This window comes from Dictyobacter halimunensis, from assembly GCF_036245075.1.
The window spans coordinates 21093-44035 of record NZ_BSRI01000001.1; the positions used below are offsets into that span (position 1 = coordinate 21093).

General features: G+C 52.6%; 23 protein-coding genes and 3 pseudogenes. 18 read left to right on the forward strand and 8 right to left on the reverse strand.

The features are described 5' to 3' along the window. Positions 1-1453: 1453 nt before the first annotated feature. On the forward strand, positions 1454-2881 hold the full coding sequence (locus AABA21_RS00110; protein WP_338246605.1) for an IS110 family RNA-guided transposase: 1428 nt from the start codon (positions 1454-1456) through the stop codon (positions 2879-2881). Here AABA21_RS00110 and AABA21_RS00115 read toward each other — a convergent pair. Both AABA21_RS00115 and AABA21_RS00120 read right to left on the reverse strand, forming a co-directional pair. Continuing rightward, positions 2878-3171, reverse strand: coding sequence for a transposase (locus AABA21_RS00115; protein WP_338246607.1), 294 nt, complete (start codon positions 3169-3171; stop codon positions 2878-2880). The genes AABA21_RS00110 and AABA21_RS00115 overlap by 4 nt on opposite strands. 205 nt (positions 3172-3376) lie before the next feature. Continuing rightward, the gene (locus tag AABA21_RS00120) at positions 3377-4327 is read right to left on the reverse strand and encodes a GlxA family transcriptional regulator (RefSeq protein ID WP_338246608.1); all 951 of its coding nucleotides are present in this window, start codon (positions 4325-4327) and stop codon (positions 3377-3379) included. 244 nt (positions 4328-4571) lie between these two features. Here AABA21_RS00120 and AABA21_RS00125 point away from each other — a divergent pair, with 244 nt between their 5' ends. The 6 genes and pseudogenes from AABA21_RS00125 to AABA21_RS00150 all read left to right on the forward strand — a co-directional run bounded on the left by AABA21_RS00125 (position 4572) and on the right by AABA21_RS00150 (position 9565). After that, entirely contained in the window at positions 4572-5885 is a 1314-nt protein-coding gene (locus AABA21_RS00125; protein ID WP_338246610.1) for an MFS transporter, read from the forward strand. Positions 5886-5945: 60 nt separating this feature from the next. Further along, a complete protein-coding gene (locus AABA21_RS00130; RefSeq protein WP_338246612.1) occupies positions 5946-6605 on the forward strand; it encodes a DJ-1/PfpI family protein in 660 nt (219 codons plus the stop codon). A 70-nt stretch (positions 6606-6675) separates the two neighbouring features. Further along, positions 6676-6993 (forward strand): hypothetical protein, encoded by a 318-nt coding sequence (locus tag AABA21_RS00135; RefSeq protein WP_338246614.1) that lies wholly within the window; start codon positions 6676-6678, stop codon positions 6991-6993. Then, positions 6990-7424: a DUF3817 domain-containing protein gene (locus AABA21_RS00140; RefSeq protein WP_338246616.1), complete on the forward strand. Its 435-nt coding sequence runs from the start codon at positions 6990-6992 to the stop codon at positions 7422-7424. Before AABA21_RS00135 ends, AABA21_RS00140 begins: the two co-directional genes overlap by 4 nt. After that, positions 7421-7858: a hypothetical protein gene (locus tag AABA21_RS00145; RefSeq protein ID WP_338246617.1), complete on the forward strand. Its 438-nt coding sequence runs from the start codon at positions 7421-7423 to the stop codon at positions 7856-7858. Before AABA21_RS00140 ends, AABA21_RS00145 begins: the two co-directional genes overlap by 4 nt. A 222-nt stretch (positions 7859-8080) precedes the next feature. Next, positions 8081-9565: pseudogene (locus tag AABA21_RS00150) on the forward strand (ISNCY family transposase). A gap of 50 nt (positions 9566-9615) precedes the next feature. Here the strand turns inward: AABA21_RS00150 and AABA21_RS00155 are convergent. The 3 genes from AABA21_RS00155 to AABA21_RS00165 all read right to left on the reverse strand — a co-directional run bounded on the left by AABA21_RS00155 (position 9616) and on the right by AABA21_RS00165 (position 10773). Continuing rightward, positions 9616-9825: a hypothetical protein gene (locus tag AABA21_RS00155; protein WP_338246619.1), complete on the reverse strand. Its 210-nt coding sequence runs from the start codon at positions 9823-9825 to the stop codon at positions 9616-9618. 36 nt (positions 9826-9861) lie between these two features. Further along, positions 9862-10059: a hypothetical protein gene (locus AABA21_RS00160; RefSeq protein WP_338246621.1), complete on the reverse strand. Its 198-nt coding sequence runs from the start codon at positions 10057-10059 to the stop codon at positions 9862-9864. Positions 10060-10413: 354 nt separating this feature from the next. Beyond that, positions 10414-10773, reverse strand: a complete 360-nt coding sequence (locus AABA21_RS00165; RefSeq protein ID WP_338246622.1) for a cupin domain-containing protein — start codon at positions 10771-10773, stop codon at positions 10414-10416. Positions 10774-11680: 907 nt separating this feature from the next. Here AABA21_RS00165 and AABA21_RS00170 point away from each other — a divergent pair. The 6 genes and pseudogenes from AABA21_RS00170 to AABA21_RS00195 form a co-directional block, all read left to right on the forward strand. After that, positions 11681-12628 (forward strand): NADP-dependent oxidoreductase, encoded by a 948-nt coding sequence (locus AABA21_RS00170; protein ID WP_338246624.1) that lies wholly within the window; start codon positions 11681-11683, stop codon positions 12626-12628. Between the two features lie 310 nt (positions 12629-12938). Further along, the gene (locus tag AABA21_RS00175) at positions 12939-13862 is read left to right on the forward strand and encodes an SDR family oxidoreductase (protein ID WP_338246626.1); all 924 of its coding nucleotides are present in this window, start codon (positions 12939-12941) and stop codon (positions 13860-13862) included. 124 nt (positions 13863-13986) lie between these two features. Further along, positions 13987-14391: a RidA family protein gene (locus tag AABA21_RS00180; RefSeq protein ID WP_338246629.1), complete on the forward strand. Its 405-nt coding sequence runs from the start codon at positions 13987-13989 to the stop codon at positions 14389-14391. A gap of 46 nt (positions 14392-14437) precedes the next feature. Next, the gene (locus AABA21_RS00185; RefSeq protein WP_338246631.1) at positions 14438-14677 is read left to right on the forward strand and encodes a hypothetical protein; all 240 of its coding nucleotides are present in this window, start codon (positions 14438-14440) and stop codon (positions 14675-14677) included. Positions 14678-14939: 262 nt separating this feature from the next. Further along, entirely contained in the window at positions 14940-16145 is a 1206-nt protein-coding gene (locus AABA21_RS00190) for an MFS transporter (RefSeq protein WP_338246632.1), read from the forward strand. Between the two features lie 335 nt (positions 16146-16480). Continuing rightward, a pseudogene (locus AABA21_RS00195) lies at positions 16481-16963 on the forward strand (MOSC domain-containing protein); the annotation flags it as partial. A 28-nt stretch (positions 16964-16991) separates the two neighbouring features. Here AABA21_RS00195 and AABA21_RS39165 read toward each other — a convergent pair. Beyond that, positions 16992-17234, reverse strand: a complete 243-nt coding sequence (locus tag AABA21_RS39165; RefSeq protein WP_420917080.1) for a transposase — start codon at positions 17232-17234, stop codon at positions 16992-16994. 41 nt (positions 17235-17275) lie between these two features. On the opposite strand from AABA21_RS39165, the gene AABA21_RS00205 reads away from it, so the two are divergent. From AABA21_RS00205 to AABA21_RS00215, 3 genes are all read left to right on the forward strand, one after another. Next, a complete protein-coding gene (locus AABA21_RS00205) occupies positions 17276-17428 on the forward strand; it encodes a hypothetical protein (RefSeq protein WP_338246636.1) in 153 nt (50 codons plus the stop codon). Positions 17429-17532: 104 nt separating this feature from the next. Beyond that, entirely contained in the window at positions 17533-17898 is a 366-nt protein-coding gene (locus tag AABA21_RS00210; protein WP_338246638.1) for a winged helix-turn-helix transcriptional regulator, read from the forward strand. Positions 17899-18124: 226 nt separating this feature from the next. Then, complete coding sequence (locus tag AABA21_RS00215; RefSeq protein WP_338246640.1) at positions 18125-18481, forward strand: hypothetical protein; 357 nt, start codon at positions 18125-18127, stop codon at positions 18479-18481. A 127-nt stretch (positions 18482-18608) separates the two neighbouring features. Here AABA21_RS00215 and AABA21_RS00220 read toward each other — a convergent pair whose 3' ends face one another. Both AABA21_RS00220 and AABA21_RS00225 read right to left on the reverse strand, forming a co-directional pair. Continuing rightward, entirely contained in the window at positions 18609-19865 is a 1257-nt protein-coding gene (locus AABA21_RS00220; RefSeq protein WP_338246642.1) for a transposase, read from the reverse strand. A 56-nt stretch (positions 19866-19921) separates the two neighbouring features. After that, positions 19922-20479: a GNAT family N-acetyltransferase gene (locus AABA21_RS00225; protein WP_338246644.1), complete on the reverse strand. Its 558-nt coding sequence runs from the start codon at positions 20477-20479 to the stop codon at positions 19922-19924. A gap of 489 nt (positions 20480-20968) precedes the next feature. Here AABA21_RS00225 and AABA21_RS00230 point away from each other — a divergent pair. Then, positions 20969-22131: pseudogene (locus AABA21_RS00230) on the forward strand (IS3 family transposase). Between the two features lie 91 nt (positions 22132-22222). Continuing rightward, positions 22223-22927, forward strand: a complete 705-nt coding sequence (locus tag AABA21_RS00235) for a carbohydrate ABC transporter permease (protein WP_338246646.1) — start codon at positions 22223-22225, stop codon at positions 22925-22927. The last annotated feature ends 16 nt before the right edge of the window (positions 22928-22943 follow it).

Consider the following 22943-nt stretch of genomic DNA (forward strand, 5'->3'; position numbering starts at 1 on the left):
TGTCTATTAAAAGGATATTAAACATGGAAATACACAAATTATCATAAAAAGGGATATATATTATCCAAGATGTAGATCGAGATCATCCCCTGCTCTCCCCAGCTCTCAGCTGCCCAGACGCGGTCTGCACACGTGCGCCACGCACCGACAGAGCCCAGCACATACTGGCAGAGAAAGGAAGACAGCGATGGAAAAACACCCATGCGAGGAGCATCACGGCGCCACGAAACACTCGACTCCTCCACAACGGAACACCTGCAGCAGAGAAAGCACGCACGCAAGCAGACCAACAAAGCCTCGTCACTACGCGCAGCAAAGGGCGGTCTTTTTTGCACACTCTTTGGCGCAACAGCCAGTGTTCTTTCGGGGGGCAAGAACCACCGGGAAGAGCTTGCAAAGGCACACGAGCAGCAACGAGAGGAGGCATGGATCAGCGTTTCCTACGACACCCAATTCGTCTCACCATGCGTCATGTATTTCGTCAATTTACAGCCAGGGGGAAGGAAGGTGAGGCCACCATCTCACCCAGCAGCTCCATACCATCAACCCTCACGCTCTTACCCGCGCAAGCAACATACACCAGGCCCGCCGCCACATACCCTCCTCCTCGCTCTCGGCGTTCTCGCGCTCACCAGGAGCTTCCTCGCACCGTCCTCTCACACACCACCATGACACCATCGCTGAGACGGACGTCATCTGACATGAGACGGGCGACACCTTCGGGAAAAACCGACACCCCGAAGAGAACAGGTGCTGCTCTTTTTTCTTGCCTACTCACCATGCTCTCGTATTCCATCCTCTTGTAAAATGGTACGATCTATGCTATGTAAGGAGGCGAAAGACAGGAATAGTGAGCGAGAAAGACATGCATTCGGGGATTTCCTTGAGGATTTGAGCTCAGACAAAGACACGATTTTTGGTATCCTACACTCAGAGACGCTGCCAGGGGGAAGGAAGGTGAGGCCACCATCTCACCCAGCAGCTCCATACCATAACCCTCACGCTCTTGCCCGCGCAAGCGACATGCACCAGGCCCGCCGCCACACACCCTCCTCCTCGCTCCCGGCGTTCTCGCGCTCACCAGGAGCTTCCTCACACCGTCCTCTCACACACCATCATGACACCATCGCTGAGACTGACGTCATCTGACATGAGACGGGCGACACCTTCGGGAAAAACCGACACCCGTGTACCATTTTTCGTAGAGAAGCACGGTTGGGTCGCTCCTAACTGAGAATGATCCTGCAGAACCCTTCCAAGCGCCTTGGAGCACGACTCTTGAAAAAAACTTGGGGGGCAGGACAAACACACCTGATATGAAGTTGGAGTTCGACTTCTTGTCCGAGGTTGGTAGATGTCGGTCCACAGGATCATGCTTCTCCACCACCATCTAGTCGCATCGTATGGCAAATGACAAAGAACATGCAGGGATGTAGGAAAAGCGAGCAGCTGTATGCCACGCAAACGTGCCGCTGACTCTCCAGCCCGAGATACTCACCTTGGGCAAGAAACTCTCTATGTCGGGGTGGATGTCGGCAAAAGAAGTCATGTGGCAGGCTTTTTGTCCTCCACATTGCTGACCCGTCATCAGCGTTTTGAGCATTGTCCGACCTTCTCTTTTGAAAATTCCCGTGAAAGATTTCGTACGCTTGTCGATCGTATTCAAGAGTATACCCCACTCACACAGGTGTATCTGTTACTTGAGTCCACGGGCCATTACCACCGGGCCTTGATGCAGTATGCCCAAGAACTAGATATTCCTGTGTTTCTTATCCATGTTCAAAAGCGCCCCCAACGGATCATGAAAACGGACAAGCGTGATGCCTTGGGATTGGCGAATATCCTCTACAATCAGCTTGCAAAGGGTATCCAAGTCGATGATCCGCTTCAAGCTGTGCGCCGGCTTGCTCCGCCAACTGACGCTGCAGCCCGCTTACGCGGCATGGTTCGCCACCACTACGAGCTGGTCATGGAATGTACCCAGCGCAAAAACAAGCTGACCTCTATTTGTGACGAACTCTTTCCCGAATTCACCCGTTTGCTCAAGAATCCCAACTTGCCGACGGCGCTTGCCCTACGTGAGCGTTTTCCAACACCGGCTTTGCTCGCCCAGGCAAGTTTTGAAGAATTGCGAGAGGCGAGAGGTCGTACCAACAGCGTGTCTGATGCCAAACTGAGACAGTTGAAACAACTGGCGGCGCAGAGTATTGGGAGCAAAGCGCCAGCTCGAGTCCAGGGCCTGGTCTTTGAACAGAAACAACTCATTGCTGAATTGAAATTGTTGGGTCAACACATTGAGCAACTGGAAGCAGAAATTGTCCAGATTGTTGAACAGTGCCGCGAAGGAAAAATTCTCACTTCCATTCCTGGCATTGGTTCTCAGGCAGCGGCAACACTCATCGCCATGATTGGCACCATCGCGAATTTTGAGCATGCTGCTCAACTCAAATCCTATGCTGACTGGGTTCCGAAAGTAGCACAATCAGGATCGAGCCTGGACTGGACTCGTCTTTCGCCACGTGGAGTGAGGCAAATGAAGCAGACGATGTATCTGATTGTGTGGAGGGCTATTCAATGGGATGCGGATTGGAAAGAGATGTATGATTCATTGATTGTTCGTAAGTGCCGAGTGGACGAGCGTACTCGGAGATTAGTTGGCCGCGAGAAGGTCATTGGGCGCCTGGCCGGGCAGATGCTCTCGGTCATCTATGCGTTACTCAAGAAAGATTATGAACTGCTCGATCAGTTGCCTCTGGGAGCCACCCTTCCCGAACCACAGCTCTATGATCCAGAGATCCATCGGAAACACCGCCAGGGACATTATCGACCAACGAAACCGGGCGTCAGGCCCTATGGGGAAATTCGATTCCCTGGCGATTAACTTATCAAGGCGAGAAATTCTATATGAAGTTTTTTTAGGATATCGCGCTCCTGACGTAACATCTCATTTTCTCGGCGCAAGCGGCGCATTTCTTCAGCTTCTGGCTGCAGGTTCCCACTGCCAACAAAGGCTCTTTCTCCATTGGTTGCCAATTCTGAGCACCAACGGCTCAGTGTGCTCATTGCTATGCCCAGATATTCTGCTACCTGCCTCTGAGATTTCTCATGGGTCTGCACCAATCGTACAGCTTCTTGCTTAAAGGTTTTGTCGTATATCTGTCCCGTTGCCATTAGTTCCTCACTTCTTCTCCGACTCTTCACTTTCATTTTGCTGAGTCATCTAAACCGGGACAATTACATAAAAGAAAGGGAAGCAGAAGTGATCCCCTGATGCGCGATCAGTTTCTTTCTGCTTCTGCTCTCATCTCCACCATTTGTGAGGTATCGGGCACAAGTGTCCATGGGTGAGGGAACGACTCCTTGCCCTCTGCCCATCTCAGTTCGTCGCTGTTCCTCGGAATGCGCGTCGGTATGCCTGTGGGCTGATGCCAACGAGGTGCTTGAATTGGTCGCGGAAGGTGGTTGACGAGCCGAATCCGACATGACTGGCGATCCATTCAACTGAGTGACCAGTGGTTTCTAACAAGCATTGCGCCTTGCGCAACCGAGCGCGATTCAGCCATTGCAACGGGGTAGTGCCGGTCTGCTCATGGAAGCGCCGGCTGAGGGTGCGGGTACTCATCATTGCCTGGGCAGCGATGTCTTCAAGTCGGAGTTCTCGCTGTGCGTTCTCTTCCATCCACCGCAACACGGGTTCAAGCGTTATTCCATCCGGGGTGGGAGGTTCATGGACAATGAACTGTGCTTGCCCGCCGCCGCGCTCCAGGGGCATCACTGAAATCCTGGCGGCATCAGCAGCCACCGCAGAACCGTAATCCTGACGGATCATATACAGACACAAATCAAGCCCAGCGGCTGCCCCAGCGGAGGTCAAAAACTGCCCATTATCGACGAAGAGCACATTGGCATCGACATCCACTTTGGGATATCGTCGTGCCAGCTCGCTGGCTGCAACCCAGTGGGTGGTTGCACGCAGACTATCCAGCAGTCCTGTGGCAGCCAGGATGAATGCTCCTCCGCAGATCGACGCGATTCGTGCGCCACGCGCCGCAGCGCCGAGTAACGCTGTCACCACTTCATCGGGAAACGGCACCGGAAGTTCAGCCAGACCAGGCAGGATAATCGTATCAGCCTCAGAGAGCAGATCTAAATTCCTGGGAACGTGGAGCGTAAATGTGCCTGCATCAATCTCAGCCTTAGGAGCACAGATGCACACCTGGTAAGCTGCCTGTCCGCCTGGCAAACGGGTTCGCCCAAACACTTCAATTGGGATGGATAAATCAAATGCTACCACCCCATCCAGGGCAAGAATAGCGATCGTATGCATGAATCTACGCTCTCACTTTCCTCTTCTTTTCAGCAATCACGTGTCAAGTTTCTTCTAAGAAGATACCCTAGTCCGGCCATTATTGCCTATATAGCTCACACGATTTGGCTTGAATTCGTTGATATCTGGCAATCATGCCACTTTTCGGCGAGGTGAGTCTGTCCTATAGTAGAGCAAGACGAGACGCGTGCGGAAGACTTTTTTGGTCTCCCTTGACACAAACTGCCAAAAAGAGAGGTCTGTTATGCAAGACACCACCGTATCAAACCAGGAAACAAGCCTGAGTGGTGGAGACGAGGGTATCTATGTTCCTGAAGCACTCCAAATTCCAACGCGAACCGTTGCACTTTCCATGCAATTGCTCATTGGTGCCGCGAATCTCGTCGTCCATCTGAGTATCCTCCCTGTCAGTCTCTTGCTGCTCCCAACCCAGGTCGCGGCCTTCGATCCAGTGCATAAAATTAGCAATTATGGGTTCGTTGCCACGCTTGGAGCGTTCGCGGCCTTGCTCGCGAATCTCTTTGCTGGTGCTCTCAGTGATCGCACGACCTCTCGCCTCGGTCGCCGTCGTCCCTGGCTTATTGGTGGAACGCTGGCCGGGGGCATCATGCTTGCTGTCCTTGCCTCTGCTCCGAACGCCTTGGTACTGACTCTTGCATGGACACTGCTGCAAGCCTGTCTTAATCTCGTATTAGCAGCACTAGGGGCAATCGTTCCCGATCAAATCCCTGTACGTCAGCGAGCGACGGCCTCGGCGTTTGTCGGCCTTTCAGCACCGGTGAGTATCCTCTTAGGAGATATTCTTATCGCGGTACTTGTCACGTCTACATCGCTGTCGTACTACACAATCATGGGCCTACTCCTTATCGTCATGCTGCTCTTTGTGCTCGTCATGCGTGATTCAGTATTGCCAGCAGCAGCGGCTCCGCCTCTGCACATACGTTCCTTCCTGACCAGCTTCTGGATCAACCCCATGCGATATCCAGACTTTGGCTGGACCTGGCTCACGCGCTTTCTGGTCTACCTGAGCTATAACCTGACGTTCAGCTATCTCTTCTACTATGTCCAGGATGCTCTGCACTACGAGCAGCTTTTCCCGGGCCAACGAGCGTCTCAAGGTATAGCCATCTTACAACTCATTACGACTGGAACTTCACTTATCGCAGCAATTAGCAGCGGCGTTCTGTCGGATCGCTTGCAAAGACGCAAAGTGTTTGTCATGTGTGCCAGCACATTCATCGCTCTTTCACTGTTAAGCTTAGCATTCTTCCGAAATTGGCAGGAAGTTAAAATCGTTGCGGCGTTTCTGGGTATTGGACTTGGAAGCTACTTTGCGGTGGACAATGCACTGGCGACGCAGGTCATCACCAATACCTCTGTACGAGGCAAAGATATGAGCATACTCAACATTGCTAACGCGCTACCTGCCGCTCTCGCCCCGACTATTGGTGCCATTATTCTCACTATCGTGCATAGTTACACGCCGTTCTTTGTGCTCGCAGGTATCCTGGCATCACTTGGAGCTGTGCTTGTTCTGCCAATTAAGAGCGTTCGGTAGTATGGCCTTCGGATGAAGAAATTTGTATCGTTTGAAGTAGTATTGAAAGGATAGCAAAGGATGCATGCTCAGATCGTATTATTCGATGGATTCGACCCGCTTGATGTTATTGCTCCGTATGAAGTGCTGTGGGCGGGAGGGGCTGCTTCTGGCGGAGCGCTCACCGTGGAACTGGCCTCGGCAGAAGGGCCGCGCGAGGTGACGGGTGGATCAGGTGGCCTCGTCCTGCGAGCGACAGCCATCCTGGACCCGGAAAACGCGGATCTCATCATCGTGCCAGGGGCATCGGGGCCGATCAACGAACCGGAGGATGGGAGTCAGGTCGACACTATTCCTGTCTTGCTGGCACGGACGATGGAGACAAATCTCCCAGCCTTGATGAGAAAAGCCCTGGATAATCCCAGGGTCACCGTCGCGACAGTCTGCGGTGGCTCCCTTGCGCTGGCGATGGCCGGGCTCCTCGAAGGCCGCCATGTGGTAACGCATCACATGGGCATGGATGTCCTGGGTGCTACCGGCGCCATCCCGATTCACGCACGCGTGGTTGACGATGGCGATCTGATCACCGCTGGTGGAGTCACCTCTGGCCTGGATCTTGGGCTGTATCTGCTCGAACGCGAGTTTGGTCCTCGCATCGCCCGCTCCGTTGAAGAACTTTTCGAGTACGAGCGACGCGGAACCCCTTGGCACAACAAGGGACTTGAAGCCGTCGCTATGTAATGCAACTTCCCCGACCTCCACAGGTGGCATCCGCCTCAACGAGTTCGGGCAATGAATGAGAGGATATCACATGTCTCTTACAGGCACTTGGAACATCACCATCTCAACCCCGATCGGCACCCAATCCGCCGTCCTTGAGTTCACCGACCACGGGGGCGTTCTAGAAGGGATCGCGAAGGGGAACACAGAAACCATCCCATTGACCGAACTCGTTCGTGATGGCAATCGGCTGATCTGGAAACAGTCGATCACCAAACCGATGCGCTTGAACCTCACATTCGACGTGATCATCGACGGCGACACCCTCACCGGCACATCAAAGGCTGGAATGCTGCCCTCTTCCAAAGTCACTGGCACGCGAGTCGTTGAAAGTGGACAGCAGATATGAGCTCGACTCAGCAAACCGAGCGAATCGGTCGCCGCTTACGCATCGTGCGCGTGGTTGCACTGGTCGATTTTGTACTTCTGCTCGCGCTTGTGTCTGCGGCGCTTACCGGGCAGCGCGAGATGGTCCAGATTCTCGGACCCCTGCATGGCATCAATTTCTTGCTCTTGCTTGTCATCGTGAGCGTAGGAGCGATCGATGGCGTCTGGGAATGGTGGTTTCCCGTAGCGGTCTTGCTGACCGCAGGACCGCCAGGGGCATTCGTCGGTGAATGGATCATAAATCGACGCGTGAGAACACAGAAGGCTCTGATCCACAATGCTGTCTCAGACAAGACAGCCGTTGTAGCGGCTGAAAGGGAGACTGGCACGTCCAGTGTGCCTTTTCCATCAACAAAAGAGCACGTGCGGAATGAACGAAAGGAGCCGGTGTGACAACCATCGTCTCATGGCTGATACGTTACGGACATGTCTTAGGCGCGGCAATATGGGTGGGCGGCTACGCACTCCTGGCATTTTTCATTCTACCGCTTCTGGGAAAAGAGCCGAACGAGATACTCATACGGCTGGCTCTGACGACCATACGAGTTCTTACCTATGCAGGAACCCTCACGATGGGCTTTGGTCTCGTTCTGATCACGAGAACGAACGGCTTTGCCAATCTCTTTGGGAGTGCATGGGGAAGCCTGATCATCGCAGGCTTTGTGATCGCGATTACACTTCTCGGTATCGGCGATGGCGCGTTACGTCCTGCGATCCAATCGATCAGCAAGACGGGAGATGTCTCGGCCCGCCGCTGGGCTCTTGCAGGGTTTATCTTGACCGTCCTGGCTGTCGGAGTGATGACTGGCGCGACGTTTATCGGGTAAGAGAGAGGAAGAAGGCGGCAGTGAACGATCTCGCTGCTGCCGCCTTCACCTTGCCTTTCTCGCGGGAGTGCAAAAAGGGAAGGTTCGATGCCAAAACAGAGCAAAGAGACTGCGATTGCCAGTACACATGAGTTGGTACCTCTTCAAACAATCTGCCCGAAGTGTGCGGGGCCGTTCTGGATCGTCTATCACACGAGCCGACGGATCACAACCTTGCTGGGAATGTGTCGCTTGAGCATAAAAGTACGACGTTGTCAGAATGCGGACTGTTCCTTCTATCATCGCCCTTACCGCCCAGAGGAAGAAGGACATTGGGCCTTACCACACGGCGAGTTTGGCCTGGATGTGATTGCTCTGGTTGGTTCCTTGCGGTATGTCTCTCATCAGAGCGTTCCTGAAATTCACCAGGCCCTCTGTGATCGAGGTATCAGGATAGCTGAACGAATGGTCACGCATTTGCTTCAGCGCTATCACGCATTTGCTTCAGCGCTATGAGGAATTGGTTGCACTGCATCTGGCTGACCAGCAACGATTACGTGAACGCTTCAAAGAACAGGGACAGGTCATCCTTGCCATCGATGGATTACAACCAGATGTCGGACACGAAGTCCTCTGGGTGGTGCGTGACTGTCTTTCTGGGGAAGTGCTCCTGGCTCGGAGCCTGTTAAGTGCTTGTGAAGTGGATCTGGCGAGTCTGCTCCGCGAGGTGCAACAGATGCTTGACATTTCCATCCGTGGGGTGATCTCGAACGGACAACACTCCATCCGCAAGGCTGTTCAAGCCGTGTTGCCGGACGTACCACATCAGTTATGCCACTTCCACTACCTGCGCGAAGCGGCTAAACCGCTGTATGAAGCGGATCGACATGCCAAGAAGGAACTGAAAAAGCAGCTTCGTGGAGTGCGTCCGCTTGAACGAGCGGTCGAAAAACGGAACGATGCAGAGGCCGAAGCAATCCGTGGCTATTGTCTCGCCGTCCGAAGTAGCTTGACGGATGATGGCAGAGCACCATTAGAAGCATCTGGTCTCAAGCTCCATGAACGCACTTCTGCCATTATTGCATCACTCGCACGGGTCTCTGAAAAGGGGAGCTTACCGCGCGAGTTAGAACGCATGCAGTTTTTCCTGACCAAAGGATTGACAGAAACAGCTCCCTTGTGGTCAGACATCCAGCAAGGGTATGCATGGGTATATCGTGCGGCACATCTTCTCACTAACGATGAGAAGCAAAAAGCCGCACAGGTGCGCCAAACCTATGAATCGCTTCTGGCCGAGATGGAGCAAGTTTCCACACCATCCGAACCACTTACCATGATGCTCTCCACGTTCGCAAAGTAACTATGAGCTATTGGCCTGGCCTCTTTCACTGTTACGATCACGTTGATCTCCCACGTACCAACAATGAGTTGGAACAGTATTTTGGTTCAGCCCGCTACCATGAACGGCGCACAACAGGACGAAAACGGGCTTCACCAGGGTTAGTCGTACGTGGAGCCGTTCGGATTGTTGCCTCAGTCGCTTCACGTCTGCATCCTTTTAGCGAGACGGAGCTTTGTTCCACTGATCCAACGCGATGGCGTGCCTTAAGGAGCGAACTCGACCATTGTCATGATATACGGCGTATGCAACATCGCTTCCGTAAATCCCCTGAAAACTACCTAGCAGTTCTCGAAGAAAAGCTCATCAAGAAAAGATTGCCGTCGTAGTTTTTTTCTGCCTTCGACCAGGTATCATCGGTTCCATCCATCTTCCGTTCTCACCCTTCAACTGTCATCCTCCAGGGGAACGCCGTCGGTTCCTCGGCGATCGCGACCATCTGGCCAATCGGTTCGGCCTTGCGATTATACGACGGTTTGGTCTCCAGCTTCCGATGATGCTCCTCGATCTCGTCGCGGTGCACATCCAGGTACGCGTTGATCGCCTCCTTGCGCCCACCGACCAGCTTCTGAATCGAGAGCGTGGTCATGTACCACTGCTCCAGCGGTCGATGCGCTTCGTTCCACTACATCAGCGTAGACACCGCCCGCCGATAGCGTTCGGTCCCCGCCTCTGGCACCTTCATGCCTGCCAGTTTCGAGGTTGGCATCCCGGCATAGCGTTCACGGTCATGGCGCCGCGCCTGGCTGCGCACTGTGCGCGCCTCCCGCTCTCCAGCGGCTAGCAGATACGCGAGCAGATACGCAGCCCCCGTAAGCGCCATCCCTTCCTGCAAGAGCGTGTGCGTCTCCGCTGGCAGGTCCAGCTGCGTGCAGGTATCGCCAAAGGCAAAGAAGGTACCTGCGACGTTCGCGATGGCTACCTTGGTACCCGCGACCTCACTTAGGACACAAAATCATTGAAAAGTTCATAGGCTGCGCAACGAGATTTACACTCGGCTGAAGTGGCTCGCGAACGTTCTTCGTTGCGGTTTTGCTTTTCGTGATGACGGAGCAGTTCCACGAAATCATTAGCGAGTAAACACGGGAGTCGCACGCCCTTGTGAAGCCGTCTCATACACTAGAGTTATCTTTCTACAATCTCGTTGCACATCCCGTGGGTTTCTGTCCTCAAACGGCTAGGCCAATTGAAAATCATCGAGAGCAGACGGATAGCTGAACGTAACCAGGACGGAGCAGCCATTCTTCGTCGTATGGGGACCGTGAGCAGTCATCGGCTTGACATTCCATTCCGTGCCCACCGGATATGAGACGCCCTCATTTATGAAATCACCGTCAAGGACGTACGACGTTTCCGTTGTTCGCTCGTGCAGGTGTCTTGCAATCTCGCTCCCCGGCTCCATTCTCAGTAGAACCACTGCTGGACCCAAGGACTGATCACTGTTTAAAACCTTGATCGTGACAGTCCCTTTGGTGTTGGGAAATGGTGCCGATATAGCCTCGATCTTCGAGGTTTCGACTGTTTGGGTAAAACTCATAGAACTGTCCTTTCTTTCTTCGTCTCAGTCTCAATAGGTGAGCTCGACCTCCATCTGGTCTAGAACAAAATGCACGAGAAGTCATGGGCCAAAAAGCCTGTGTTGGAAAGCAACAAACACTATCACTTTCGTCGTAGTATCAGTCTCTTTAGACAAGAACAAAACACAAATATCATTGTACGTGAGTTCGTATGGAGAATACAAACTCACGTACAATGATTTAGTCAAAAGCTAACCCCTTAGCGTACATGTAGGTAGAAATCAGGGTGGAACCTTTTATACAGATTCCACCGAATCTAATTTCACCATCGGATATGAAGCAACCCCGTACGGGCTCGCATACTGGTGCGTCAACGCTTCAGTTGAGGACATTGTATGTGGGGTATTGTCAACTTAAGGAGAGTTGTAGAGATTCTAGCAGAGAAAATATGGGAAAAGTGGTGAAGCCTCCCTATTTTCAGGGGTCATTTTCTCCAAAATCACCCGCAAAGTGAGGAGGAAATGGTGAAAGCTCAACAACAGAAATTTTTAAGTTGACAATGCCGTTTGTACAGCGGAATTGACGCGTTCTGGTCGAGGGTGATTTCCGGCCTTTTGCCAGGTAGTGCTCTTTTCGGCAGACGGTATCTGCGTTCCCTCAAGCCTCTGCATAGATCGAAATCTTTCTTAAGTGGCTCCTTTAGTCTACTAAAAATGGCCCTTTTGACAAGTCCTTTATCAGTGTATACTTCTGATGTCAGTCAAGGGAAGCTTCTCAAAGAAACAGCTCCAGGAGTTGTAGCCATGGAAGCGAGAATGGATAGTCGTGTTGCAAAAAACTAAAAGCTCAGCAACACGACGGTATCCTCACTTAAGTCTAGACTATTACTAGAAACACACATGTGAAAGAAAAGGAGCATGAGATAAAATGAAAGCGATCCATATCCATGGCCGTGGTGGTCCAGAAACACTCGTGTACGAGGAAGCCCCAAAACCACATCCCGCACAGGGAGAAGTGCTGGTTCGCGTCTATGCAGCAGGGGTTATAGCGCCGGAGTTAACCTGGGATACAACTTATCAGACAGACGCAGGGCAAAAACGTGCTTTTCCTGTTCCCGGACATGACATGTCTGGTGTGGTAGAAGAAGTTGGTCCTGGCGTCACTGATATCCGCGTCGGATCTGAAGTCTATGCCCTTACGGCCTTTGAGCGGGATGGCTCAGCGGCGGAATATATAATTGCGCTCCCCAGCGAACTTGCCCCCAAGCCGCGCTCCCTCGACCATAGACAGGCTGCATCCGTGCCGTTGGCGGCCCTGACAGCGTGGCAGGCTTTCTTTGATCACGCCAAACTGTCTGCGGGGCAAACTGTCCTGATTCATGGTGCGGCGGGAGGCGTTGGCGTCTTTGCTGTGCAGTTGGCCCACTGGGCCGGGGCACATGTGATTGCAACCGCCTCTCCCCGCAATCACGACTTCTTGCGCGAACTAGGTGCAGACGAGATTATTGACTACACCAGCGCACGCTTTGAGGACGTCGTCCATGACGCTGATATTGTCTTGGATACGATTGGTGGAGATACGCAGGAGCGCTCCTGGTCAGTGCTCAAGAAGGGGGGTATGCTTGTCGCGCTTGTCACGCCTCCTTCGACTGAGCAGGCACAGGCGCATGGTGTCCGTTACGCCTGGTTTGTTGTTGAGCCCAGCCGCGAACAACTGATCCGGATTGGCCAATTGATCGATGCTGGGCAGATGAAGCCTATCATTGACACGGTATTCCCTCTGGCCCAGGCCCGTGAAGCATACGAGCAGGGAACAAAGGGACATACAAGAGGCAAGATTGTGTTGCGCGTTCATGATGAAGGAGAGGAGGAATAGGAGCGATGATTCTTGTGACAGGTGCGACAAGTGCTGTGCTCAGAGGGTGGATGCTTGATTCTCTCAATCCTTCTCAAAGAGGGAGCGTAGCAAGTAACCAGTAAACCCCAAACCCGATCCTGGTGGCGAAGTCCATTTTCACGCTCAGAATGAACGCATTCAAAATGAAAAAGAGCATCGTTTTCGACTTCGCCACCAGTAACAAACCCGGACAAGAGCCAAGTTATGAGTTAAAACTGGCGAAGTTATGGTCTTTCCGACACACACGACCGAAACCCTAACCTTACGCTTATTAATGGAGGATTTTCCTATGAAAGTTTTTGTTACCGGCGCGACCGGTGTTATCGGCTCCGCCGTCGTTCCCGAACTGATCAAGGCGGGCCATCAGGTTCTCGGCCTGGCGCGCTCAGATGCAGCCGCTGCCTCGCTTGCAGCCGTCGGCGCACAGGCGCATCGTGGTTCCCTCGATGATCTTGACAGCCTGCGCAGCGCAGCGGCTGCATCTGACGGCGTCATCCACCTCGCGTTTGTCCACGACTTCGTCGCGGACCACAAGGGGATCTTCTCGGACTACGAGGGCGCTGTGCGCACGGATCTGCACGCCGTCCAGACAATCGGAGCAGCGCTCGAAGGCTCCGGCAAGCCGCTCGTAATCACCTCGGGAACATTGATGCTCACATTCTTTCTCCCGCAGGGGTGTCTCGGAACGGAAAAGGACGTGGCCGACGCCGGGGCGGTCGCGCCCCGGCTCGCATCGGAGAACGTGGCGCTCGCTCTCTCCCAGCGCGGCGTGCGCTCATCGATCGTGCGACTGGCTCCCTCGGTTCACGACAAAAGAAGAGGCGGCTTCACGGAGATCCTGATCGCTATCGCCCGTGAGAAGGGCGTCTCTGGCTATGTCGGCGATGGTTCTAACCGCTGGCCCGCTGTGCACCGGCTCGATGCCGCTCGCCTGTTCCGTCTGGCGCTGGAGAAGGCCCCAGCGGGATCGGTGCTGCACGGAGTCGGGGAAGAGGGCGTGCCGACCCGCACCATCGCCGAGGTGATCGGTCGGCATCTCGATCTCCCGGTGGTCTCCATCTCTCCAGAGGACGCGGGCAAGCACTTTCGCTGGCTCGGACCCTTCTCCTCAGTAGACAACCCGACGTCGAGCGCGCTGACCCGCGAGCTGCTGGGGTGGCAGCCAGTACACCCCACGCTGATCCAGGATCTCGAAGATGGACACTTCTTCTAGAAGAGGCAGAGGATCTATTGGACTGCTAAGAAGATGACTCGCATACCGATGGCATTTGAGAGAAACGTTGAGCTTTCTCGCATGTGCTCTCACATCGAGATAAAGATAACCAAGGAGACGAAGAATGATGAAAAGCCACAATGTAGGGGTGTCAGCACTGATTGGTGGTCACGGCCCTGATCGCTACAGTGATGGGGTGGAGGTCCCAGGCAATGTTCGCTGGTTGTATGCCTCTGGAACGCCCGGCATCAAGCTTGATGGGACCATACCAGAGACGATTGAGGAGCAGGCCGACCTGGCCTGGAAGCATATTCTGGCCATCCTGGAAGCTGCTGGCATGGGGGTAGCCGATATCGTGAAGGTCAACCAGTATCTGATTCACGCTGAGGATAAAGCGGCTTATATTCAAGTTCGAGGCCGTTACCTGGGTGAGGTTTCTCCAGCACCAGCAGGCATGTTTTCTGTGGTGACCGAATTGATTTACCCGAACATCCTCGTTGAACTCGAGGTCATTGCGGCAAAAGCGTAAGAAAGCCAGAGCCAACAGAGAGCCATAGAAAAAGAAAAGTGTGGAGATGAATGCTGAGGCTGCAGATGTACGTTTTAAAGACGACATCCATTCGATCCACCTCTTGAAAGCAGGGCAGCATACATGCAGAAAAATCCGTGTATCGACACAAGAGCGCGAAGAAGACAAACGTCTTCCTCGCAAGTGCATGGGCAACCGTTCGCGTGAAAAGCTCCTCAGCCCAGGAACCTGGTGTAAAAGCCTTGCCGGAAATAGAGAAACGATGCGTCCAGCTTTTTCAGCGTGAGAACAACTGAAAAAGCTGGACGCGTTATGAGCAGCATGCATAAAACAGGTGTGACAGCAAAGATCACTCCCATTAGTGATAGAACTGGAGTTTCAGGCAATACTCGTTGCATGTCGACATAAAAATAGATGCGTATATAAGATAGCCATAGCACACAAAGCAAGCGCAAACCGGCGGGGAAGAGGCAAAAATAAAGGGAGATGATGAGTATGGTGGCATTGGTGCTAAAACAGAGGCTACGGCGATGAAGGAAAAGATTGGCATGAAAAACAATTTCATAGAAACACAAAGTCATAAGTGGCCTCAGAAAACAGCCCGCCCTCTTTCATGGGCCGTCTACGCGCTGATGCTCAGTACGTTTGCTTTCGGTATGGCCGAGTTTATAATCATCGGTCTACTCCCAAATGTCGCGCACGATCTGAACGTCTCGATCTCATCGGCGGGCTTCCTGGTCACAGGCTACGCTCTTGGTATTGTCATTGGAGCGCCACTTTTAACCGTCGTCACCGGCAAACTTTCCCCTAAAAGCGTGCTCCTGCTGCTCCTTGCTCTTTTTACGCTCGGAAATGTGCTGGCGGCAATTGCGCCGAATTATCTCACACTCCTGCTTGCTCGTATCATTGCCGCCTTTGCGAATGGAGCCTTCTTCGGCATTGGTACGGTTGTCGCAACCGAAATGGTCGCTCCGGATAAACGTGCCAGCGCCTTTGCAACGATGTTCACTGGTCTGACCCTCGCCAATATCATTGGTGTTCCTCTGGGCACCTTTCTCGGTCAACAGGTTGGCTGGCACTCACCATTCTGGGTGATTGTCGCCTTGAGCCTACTCGCCTTTATGAGCATCACTTTCCTGATTCCACGCACGCAACATACAAGCACCTCTGGCCTGGGTCAGGAATTTCGCATCCTTGGCCGCAAACAGGTCCTGCTGGCACTGCTCATGACAACATTCGGCTTTGGAGGAGTTTTCACAATCTTCACCTATATCACCCCTTTTCTTGAGCGCATTACAGGCTTCTCGCCCACAGCTGTCAGCCTGATTCTGGTTCTTTTTGGGGTGGCAAGCACGCTTGGAACCATTATCGGAGGCAAAGCCGCCGACTGGAAGCTGATGTGCTCCCTGCTGGTGAGCCTTGTCTTGCTGGCTCTTATCGAAGCTCTTTTCACCATTACCGGGCACAATATGATTACCGCGGTCGTCACTATTTTCCTCTTCGGTATTGCAGCCTTCGCCATCATCCCGATGCTACAAGTCCGTATTGTGGACAGAGCAAAAGGAGCAACAGCACTGGCTGCGGCTTTTAATGCCGCAGCCTTCAACCTGGGGAACGCCGGTGGTGCGTTTCTGGGCGGGATTATCGCCGCCAGCCCACAGCTCGGGCTGAATGCGATCACCTGGGTTGGCGCGATCGTCACGGTAGTCGGCATTCTGATCACCCTCTGGAGCATGCTCTTAGACAGACACTAGACAGATACATCTGGCACGAAAACGTCGTCCAATACATCATCGATCAGCCGTTCAATGCAGGAACAGCTGATCAATAATAGTCGGATTGCATAACACCATGGAACAGAATGTTCTCATCTACAGGCTGGAAAAAGCATGGGCGAACGCCGCTCGCATCGCGGCTCGTGAAGCCGTAATGAGCCAGGAACCCCTGATCCTGAGACAAGCGCGGCAAGACAAAGCGAGAAGAGGCATCCCACCTGGCTTCACTCAAACCCATGAATCGCATGCTCTATGCTAGCATGATGAACAGGAAGGAGAAGCGTGTGCCACAATGACTCTCGGTCAATGTTGGTCTGCCACGCGATATCGCGTGGCGTGGAGAGCCGGTACAAGGTCGCAGAATGGTGCGACACCTGAATATTGATGGAAATACGCAAGGAGACTCCAACGGGCATGGCAGCATATGCCGCGCAGTTTTTGTTTACCAGCTGGATTTCTACCACTACAGGGAACAGCAACTTGGCCGCCATGACTTTTACTTCGGGCAATTCGGCGAGAACTTTACGGTGGACGATCTGTCTGACGCAGCGGTCTATATTGGTGATCGGTATCGCATTGGCAACGCACTCTTTGAAGTCACACAACCACGCACAACCGGTTACCATGTGGGCATTCGCATGCATGAGCCCCGGATGGCAGCGTTACTCGTTTCACGCCGCAGACCTGGCTTTTACTTCCGCGTCCTGCAAAAGGGTGACGTCCCAGCCGGCAACGAGATCATTAAGGTCGCCGAAGGACTCGAACGCATCACGGTCACCGAGCTCGATGGGATGCTGTGCTGGCTACTTAGAGCATTGTACATAACTATTGAGCTACCTCATCAAAAGAAGGAAGTGGATAACCACAATGAGTAAACCAACCGAGGGCATCAGCCTCAGTGACCGGTTCCAAGGCCTGGGCAATTGCCTCTTGCAGCACTCCACGCGTGCGAGCTCCTTGTCGGCGCAAAAAGGTTTTCACTTTGGAGAACGCTTCTTCAATGGGCGAAAAATCGGGAGAGTAGGCTGGCAAGAGCAAGAGGTGACATCCTCTCGCTTCGATCTCCATCCTCACCTTGGTCTTGACCCAGAAAAAAGGAGAGGGTAAATGTGAAGGAGTGGACCTACGAAGAAAGGGTCGAGGTCATGCCAAAAGAGCAAAAAACATTTACCCGAGAATTTAAACAAGAAGCGGTGCAATTGGTGAGATTCTCGCGCATGGTGGTTGGCTGGGCCATGGGTCCCAAAGATGATGGGCGATGAAAGCATCGTACATCTATAACTAATATTTGTCAAGTTACTAATTTTATATTAGTATACTAATCAGAATAAGATAGGATTGCAACATGTGGGGGGATTCACAAACCATGGTAGAAGACGAGCCAATGTGTACATACTACCGGCAATCTGCTAATCTCATCAGCAGGCGCTGGACACCACTGATCCTGAAAGTATTGTTACTCAGGCCATGTCATTATAGTGAGATCGCGCGCATGGTAGGCAATATTAGCGACCGCATCCTTTCCATACGTTTAAAAGAGCTTGAAGAACAGAAAATTATTCAAAGAACGGCCTTTGACGATATACCAGTGCGCATTGAATATACGTTGACTGCCAAAGGTGAGGCTCTCAACGAAGTAATCGATGCTATCGAGCGTTGGGGAACAGAATGGTTGCCTGAACCAGAGGAGGGTGCTACCCAACAAGCATGTCCTCCTCAAAAGATCAGCTAGCACGTTGGTGCTCTATAGCTCCTGCTCTCAACAGATCTCCAATAAACAAGGTGTAAAGATTGAGCAGCAGAGCAACGCGCTCAGTTGGGCGTGTTGCTCTGCTGCTCCTTTCGCTTATCTGGGCAACAAAGCTTCCAGTTGGGCGTTACCGCCACACACGCAAGCCAATCTCAGCGCTATCTTGATGTTGAGCCAGAGGCCATTTCACGCTGGATACTGAGAAACTGTGAACCTGCACCAGGGAGCACAGGAGAACGCACGCTCAACGATTGGGCCAGACGAATCATGGTCATCCAGCAACATCCTGCAGACCAATACACACCAGAACAATGGCAAGCCCTGGCTCGCGGATGAGACTTGCTCACAACATGCAACATATGAGGAGTCCGATGACGTCATCTTCCACACGTCGGCGTCACAGAGCACGGGAACACAACGATCAGCAGATGGAAACCTATCTCTCGATTCTCCAGCTCGCCGTGGCTGTCACCACCCTCGCGCGCTTTCAACAAAGAAGCCTGATGTGATTCAACTTCCGCTCCTTGACCTGATCGAGCCTGGACAACAGGCTATTGGAGGCTGACCAGGCGTGGGGCAGGAATTTTTGCCTCACACAGTTAAGGATTCGTGCCGACGTTGGCAAGGAAGCCGTAACTGCTTCATCTCTCATAAGCTACGAGCAAAAGAACATCTTCAATGAGGAAGAGAACTCAAATGCTCACCACACCACCAGGAACAAAGGGCATCTCCTGCTTGGCGGGACACTGAATGGTCTGCCGTTCCCAGTCCAAGCTAAAAGCTTGCTTATGAAATCGTTTGCTTTCGCGAACCGGCCAGGCTTTACGATAGATCTCCAGCTCATCTGAGCGCTCGCGAACCAGGTGGCTACTCAAATAGGCCCGGTCGATGTGTAGTTCCATCAAAGTTGTCGCTTGCCGAGCCAGATCCTCGCTGATTGCTTCGGTCACGCTCGTCTCAGGCACATTGGCAGGGGTCAAGCCCACAGCGCGGATGAGGTCGGTATCGAGATCGTGGAGCACATGACGCTTGTATCCATTCACGCGCACGCTCCGACTTTTGCGTCCATGGCGCATCTGCCCATCTTCGACACTGATGCGCCGGTCTTTGGCGACACCTTTGACCAGGCTCGCTTTCCCTTGCTCATTGATCTGGACGTCCTGTTCCTGAACTTGCTCGGCAATTTTCACACCCTGTTGCGCTACAGCTTTTTCCTCGTCATCTACCAGAGCCTCCATCCAGGTTTGCACGGCGGACAACACCTGCAAGACCTGTTCCAAGGCTTCATCTTTCTGCCGTTGTTGGTCCCAATCCCGATCCAGTGCTGCCTTCAGGCTCGTCGCACACACGAGCTCAGCTCCTGCCTCTCTCGCCACTTCGACCAGCTCCCACCCCCGCTGGTCAGCCACCGCGCGCATCACTTTTTTGAGCGCGTGTCCCACCAAATTGTACGTATCCTCGACTCGTCCAGCTCCCCACAACGGACTGCTATCCAAGGCTGCGCGTAAGGCCCGTGAGCCAAACGCCTGGCTCTGGCTGGCAATCTCGATGGTTCGTTCGATGAGCCGTCGATCCATCTGAGCCTCGATCAGCCGCTGGCGGAAGGCCACCAGGGTTCCTTTGCTGAAAGGCGCCTGCTCGGTATCCAGGCAATCGAGTGCCAACTGCCAGCGCCGATCCATGAGTGTCGCTTCGATCACTTCATCATCCGAGGCTCCCGTGTATGCTTGAAGGATGGTCGTCAGGGCCAATTGTGCTGGTGCAATGGGTGGCTGCCCTCGTTCACTTGCCCGGTAGAGACGGGCCAATTCCTGCTGGAATACTTCATCGAGCAATTCGTGCCGATGCTGGCGCAAAAACACAAACCGTTTGGCTTTCCGAATCTTTTTCACAATCTGCTCTTCTTGCTCCGATAGGTCTACTGGTGGTTGCCAAGGTGATGGTTGCATTTGTTCTGCCTTCCGAATATGTTTTTCTTGAGCTAATCATCCCGGTCCATTCATACTCAAGAGCCTGTATTCGTCACAATGGGGAGATGAAAGAAGTCGGCACTCGCTTGGGCATATTCACTTGAGTCGAAAAGGGTAAGCCCGGATACTCGACCTTCAGCTATGACAAGTTCAGTCACCATGTGAAAACCAGCTTTGCGAATACCGTGAGCTGACGCTTCATTGCCAGGTTCATACCCGATCCAGAAGCGATCGACAAGCGCTTCTTGGCGGATGATCGTCTGAAGCAAATGAGGATAGATGCCACGACCACGCCATTCAGGAAGGGTCAGAAAATCCCACAGATAGCAATTTCTCGGGGGGATCAGAAAGGAAAACTGAAAATGAGGGAAGTTGACTTCTCGCGTTGCCACCCATCCATAGGCAACTGGCACCTCACTTATGAATGCAATATAGAGATGCTTCCCAGTCTGAAAGCGGTCGTCGATTTCCTGCTGAGAGAGCTTCGCAAGACGTGTGATCAATTGAGTATCTGTCGAGATGCTGGCAGAGAATGCTGGCAGAGGCGAAAGATCGGGTAAGGGAGTTCCTCGCCACCAAGTTCCAAAGGGCATAGCAAAAGGTTACCTCCGATTCATGAAGATGCTAAGAGCATACTTGATTCCCCTCACAAAAACAATCCATTGACAAAATCATTGCTACAAGTGGCTCTCGCTTTTTCTGTCAATCTTATCTTTTTCATTACTTGACCGGCGCTCTAGGCGTACATCAAGCGGCTAAAGGCTGTTATAAAGCGGCTCATGGGTCGAAGCAGTAGGGAATATCACCATTGCATTTGCCAGCGTTTTGACCGATCAAGTTGAGAAAGAGAGGGCGTTCAAGGAGCTGTACAGTGGCAATGATGATGTTACTCAGTCCAATAAAACAGGCTGCTCGTGCGAGGCAAGCCGCACGGAAGCGTGGGTTGGCAGCGAATCTTACGGGGCCAGAATGGATGCGGACTATCGAGGATTGGCACGGAAAGTGCGCCTATGATCCTGCCCCGATTTGATAGAGTCTCGAAGGCTGAGATATACTCTATCAAATGAAGAAGAGGATCAACAATGGGAAAAATCCAAAAAGTCTACACGCGAGAGTTTAAAGAAGAAGCGGTGCGACTCGCCCAAACGAGTGGCAAGCCGATCACGCAGGTGGCACGCGAGCTAGGAATCTCTGACACATCTATTCATCAATGGCGCAAGGAATTCGCTCAGCATGGCCAAGAAAATGTTCCAGGCAGTGGACACCAGACGCCACTGGAGGAAGAAAACCGTCGCCTCAAACGCGAGTTGGAGAGAGTACAGCAGGAGCGTGATATCCTAAAAAAAGGAGTAAGCATCTTTTCATGGGAATCCAAATGAAATATCAGTTTATCGAGCAGCACAAACAGGAATTTCCCATTATCGTCATGTGCCAGGTTCTGGGTGTTTCAGAAAGTGGCTTTTATGCATGGCGCAAGCGTCCAGACTGCCAACGCAAACGAGAAGATGCTCACCTTCGCACCCAGATTCGGCAGCTATTTACAACGCATCAAGGCAGATATGGAAGCCCGCGCCTGCACGCTGAATTGAAAGGCCAAGGGAAACGGATCTCTCGCAAACGGGTGGCTCGGCTGATGCGTGAGGCGGGGCTGGGTGCCAAAGGAAAACGGCGTCGAGTGATCCCGACCCGCCGAGACGCTTCCCATCCTGTGGCTCCCAATCTCTTACAGCGCAATTTTACGGCAACGGAGCCCAACACAAAATGGGTTACGGATATCACATACATTCCAACCATCCAAGGATGGCTCTATCTTGCGGTGGTCCTAGATTTGTATTCTCGGGCCGTGGTGGGATGGTCGATGTCAGCCTCCTGTGATGAAAAGCTGGCAGAAAACGCTTTACAGATGGCTGTAAGCCGACGCCGCCCTCATGTGGGATTGCTGCATCACAGTGATCGAGGCTGTCAATATACGAGCTATGCCTACCGAGGCCTTCTCAAGCGGGCAGGGATGATCGTGAGTATGTCGCGCAAAGGCAATTGTTGGGACAATGCCAGCATGGAATCGTTCTTCGGTTCACTCAAGCAGGAGTGCGTGGGTAACGTGATCTACGCTTCGCATGAACAAGCCAGGCAGTCGCTGTTTGAGTATCTGGAAATCTATTATAATCGGCAAAGACGCCATTCAACGCTTGGATATATGAGTCCACTAGCCTATGAACAACAGAGAATCGGCATGTTGAAATGATCGATTGACGTATTACGTTTTCTCTATTAGAATAGAAACATAATGCGTTACGTTACGTAGAAACGTCTCCCAATTCATTCAGCTCCAATTGATGGAGACTCTACCAAACTGGGTCAAGGTCACTCTGAGCAGTTACCGCGAGCTCATCTCGCTTGGTCAGTTGAGAAATTTCGCCAACTCGATCTTTGTCTCGGTTGTCACGACGGTTATCGGGGTCTTTCTGGCAGCCCTGGCCGCCTATGCGTTTACGAAACTCCGTTTTCCTGGTCGCAAGGTAATTTTCTATCTTCTGCTGATCACGCTGATGGTTCCTGCTGAGATTACCATCCCTCCGCTCTACCTTGTATTTGCGAAGATCAACTGGCTGAATACGTATCAGATACAGATTGTTCCTTTCATCGCACCAACGTTTGGATTGTTCATGATCCGACAATACATGATTTCTATTCCAGACTCGTTGATGGAGGCTGCACGCATTGATGGAGCGAACGAGTGGCAAATTTTCTGGCGCATCATGGTACCTGTCACGTCTCCTATCCTCTTTGCATTTGCTATCTTGCAATTTCTGGGCATCTGGAACAGTTACCTCTGGCCGCAGATCATGGCAAATACACAGTCAGTTGCGCCGCTGGTAGTAACATTACCGACGTTGACTGATCCTACGCTTGGTGAGATACCACTCTATGGGACCATCATGGCTGGCAGCGTTCTTGCCACTGTACCTTTCGTGCTGATCTTCTTGAGATTCCAGGATAAGTTCATCTCAGGTGTCACTATTGGTGCAACCAAAGAGTAATCCTCGCATATGCCTG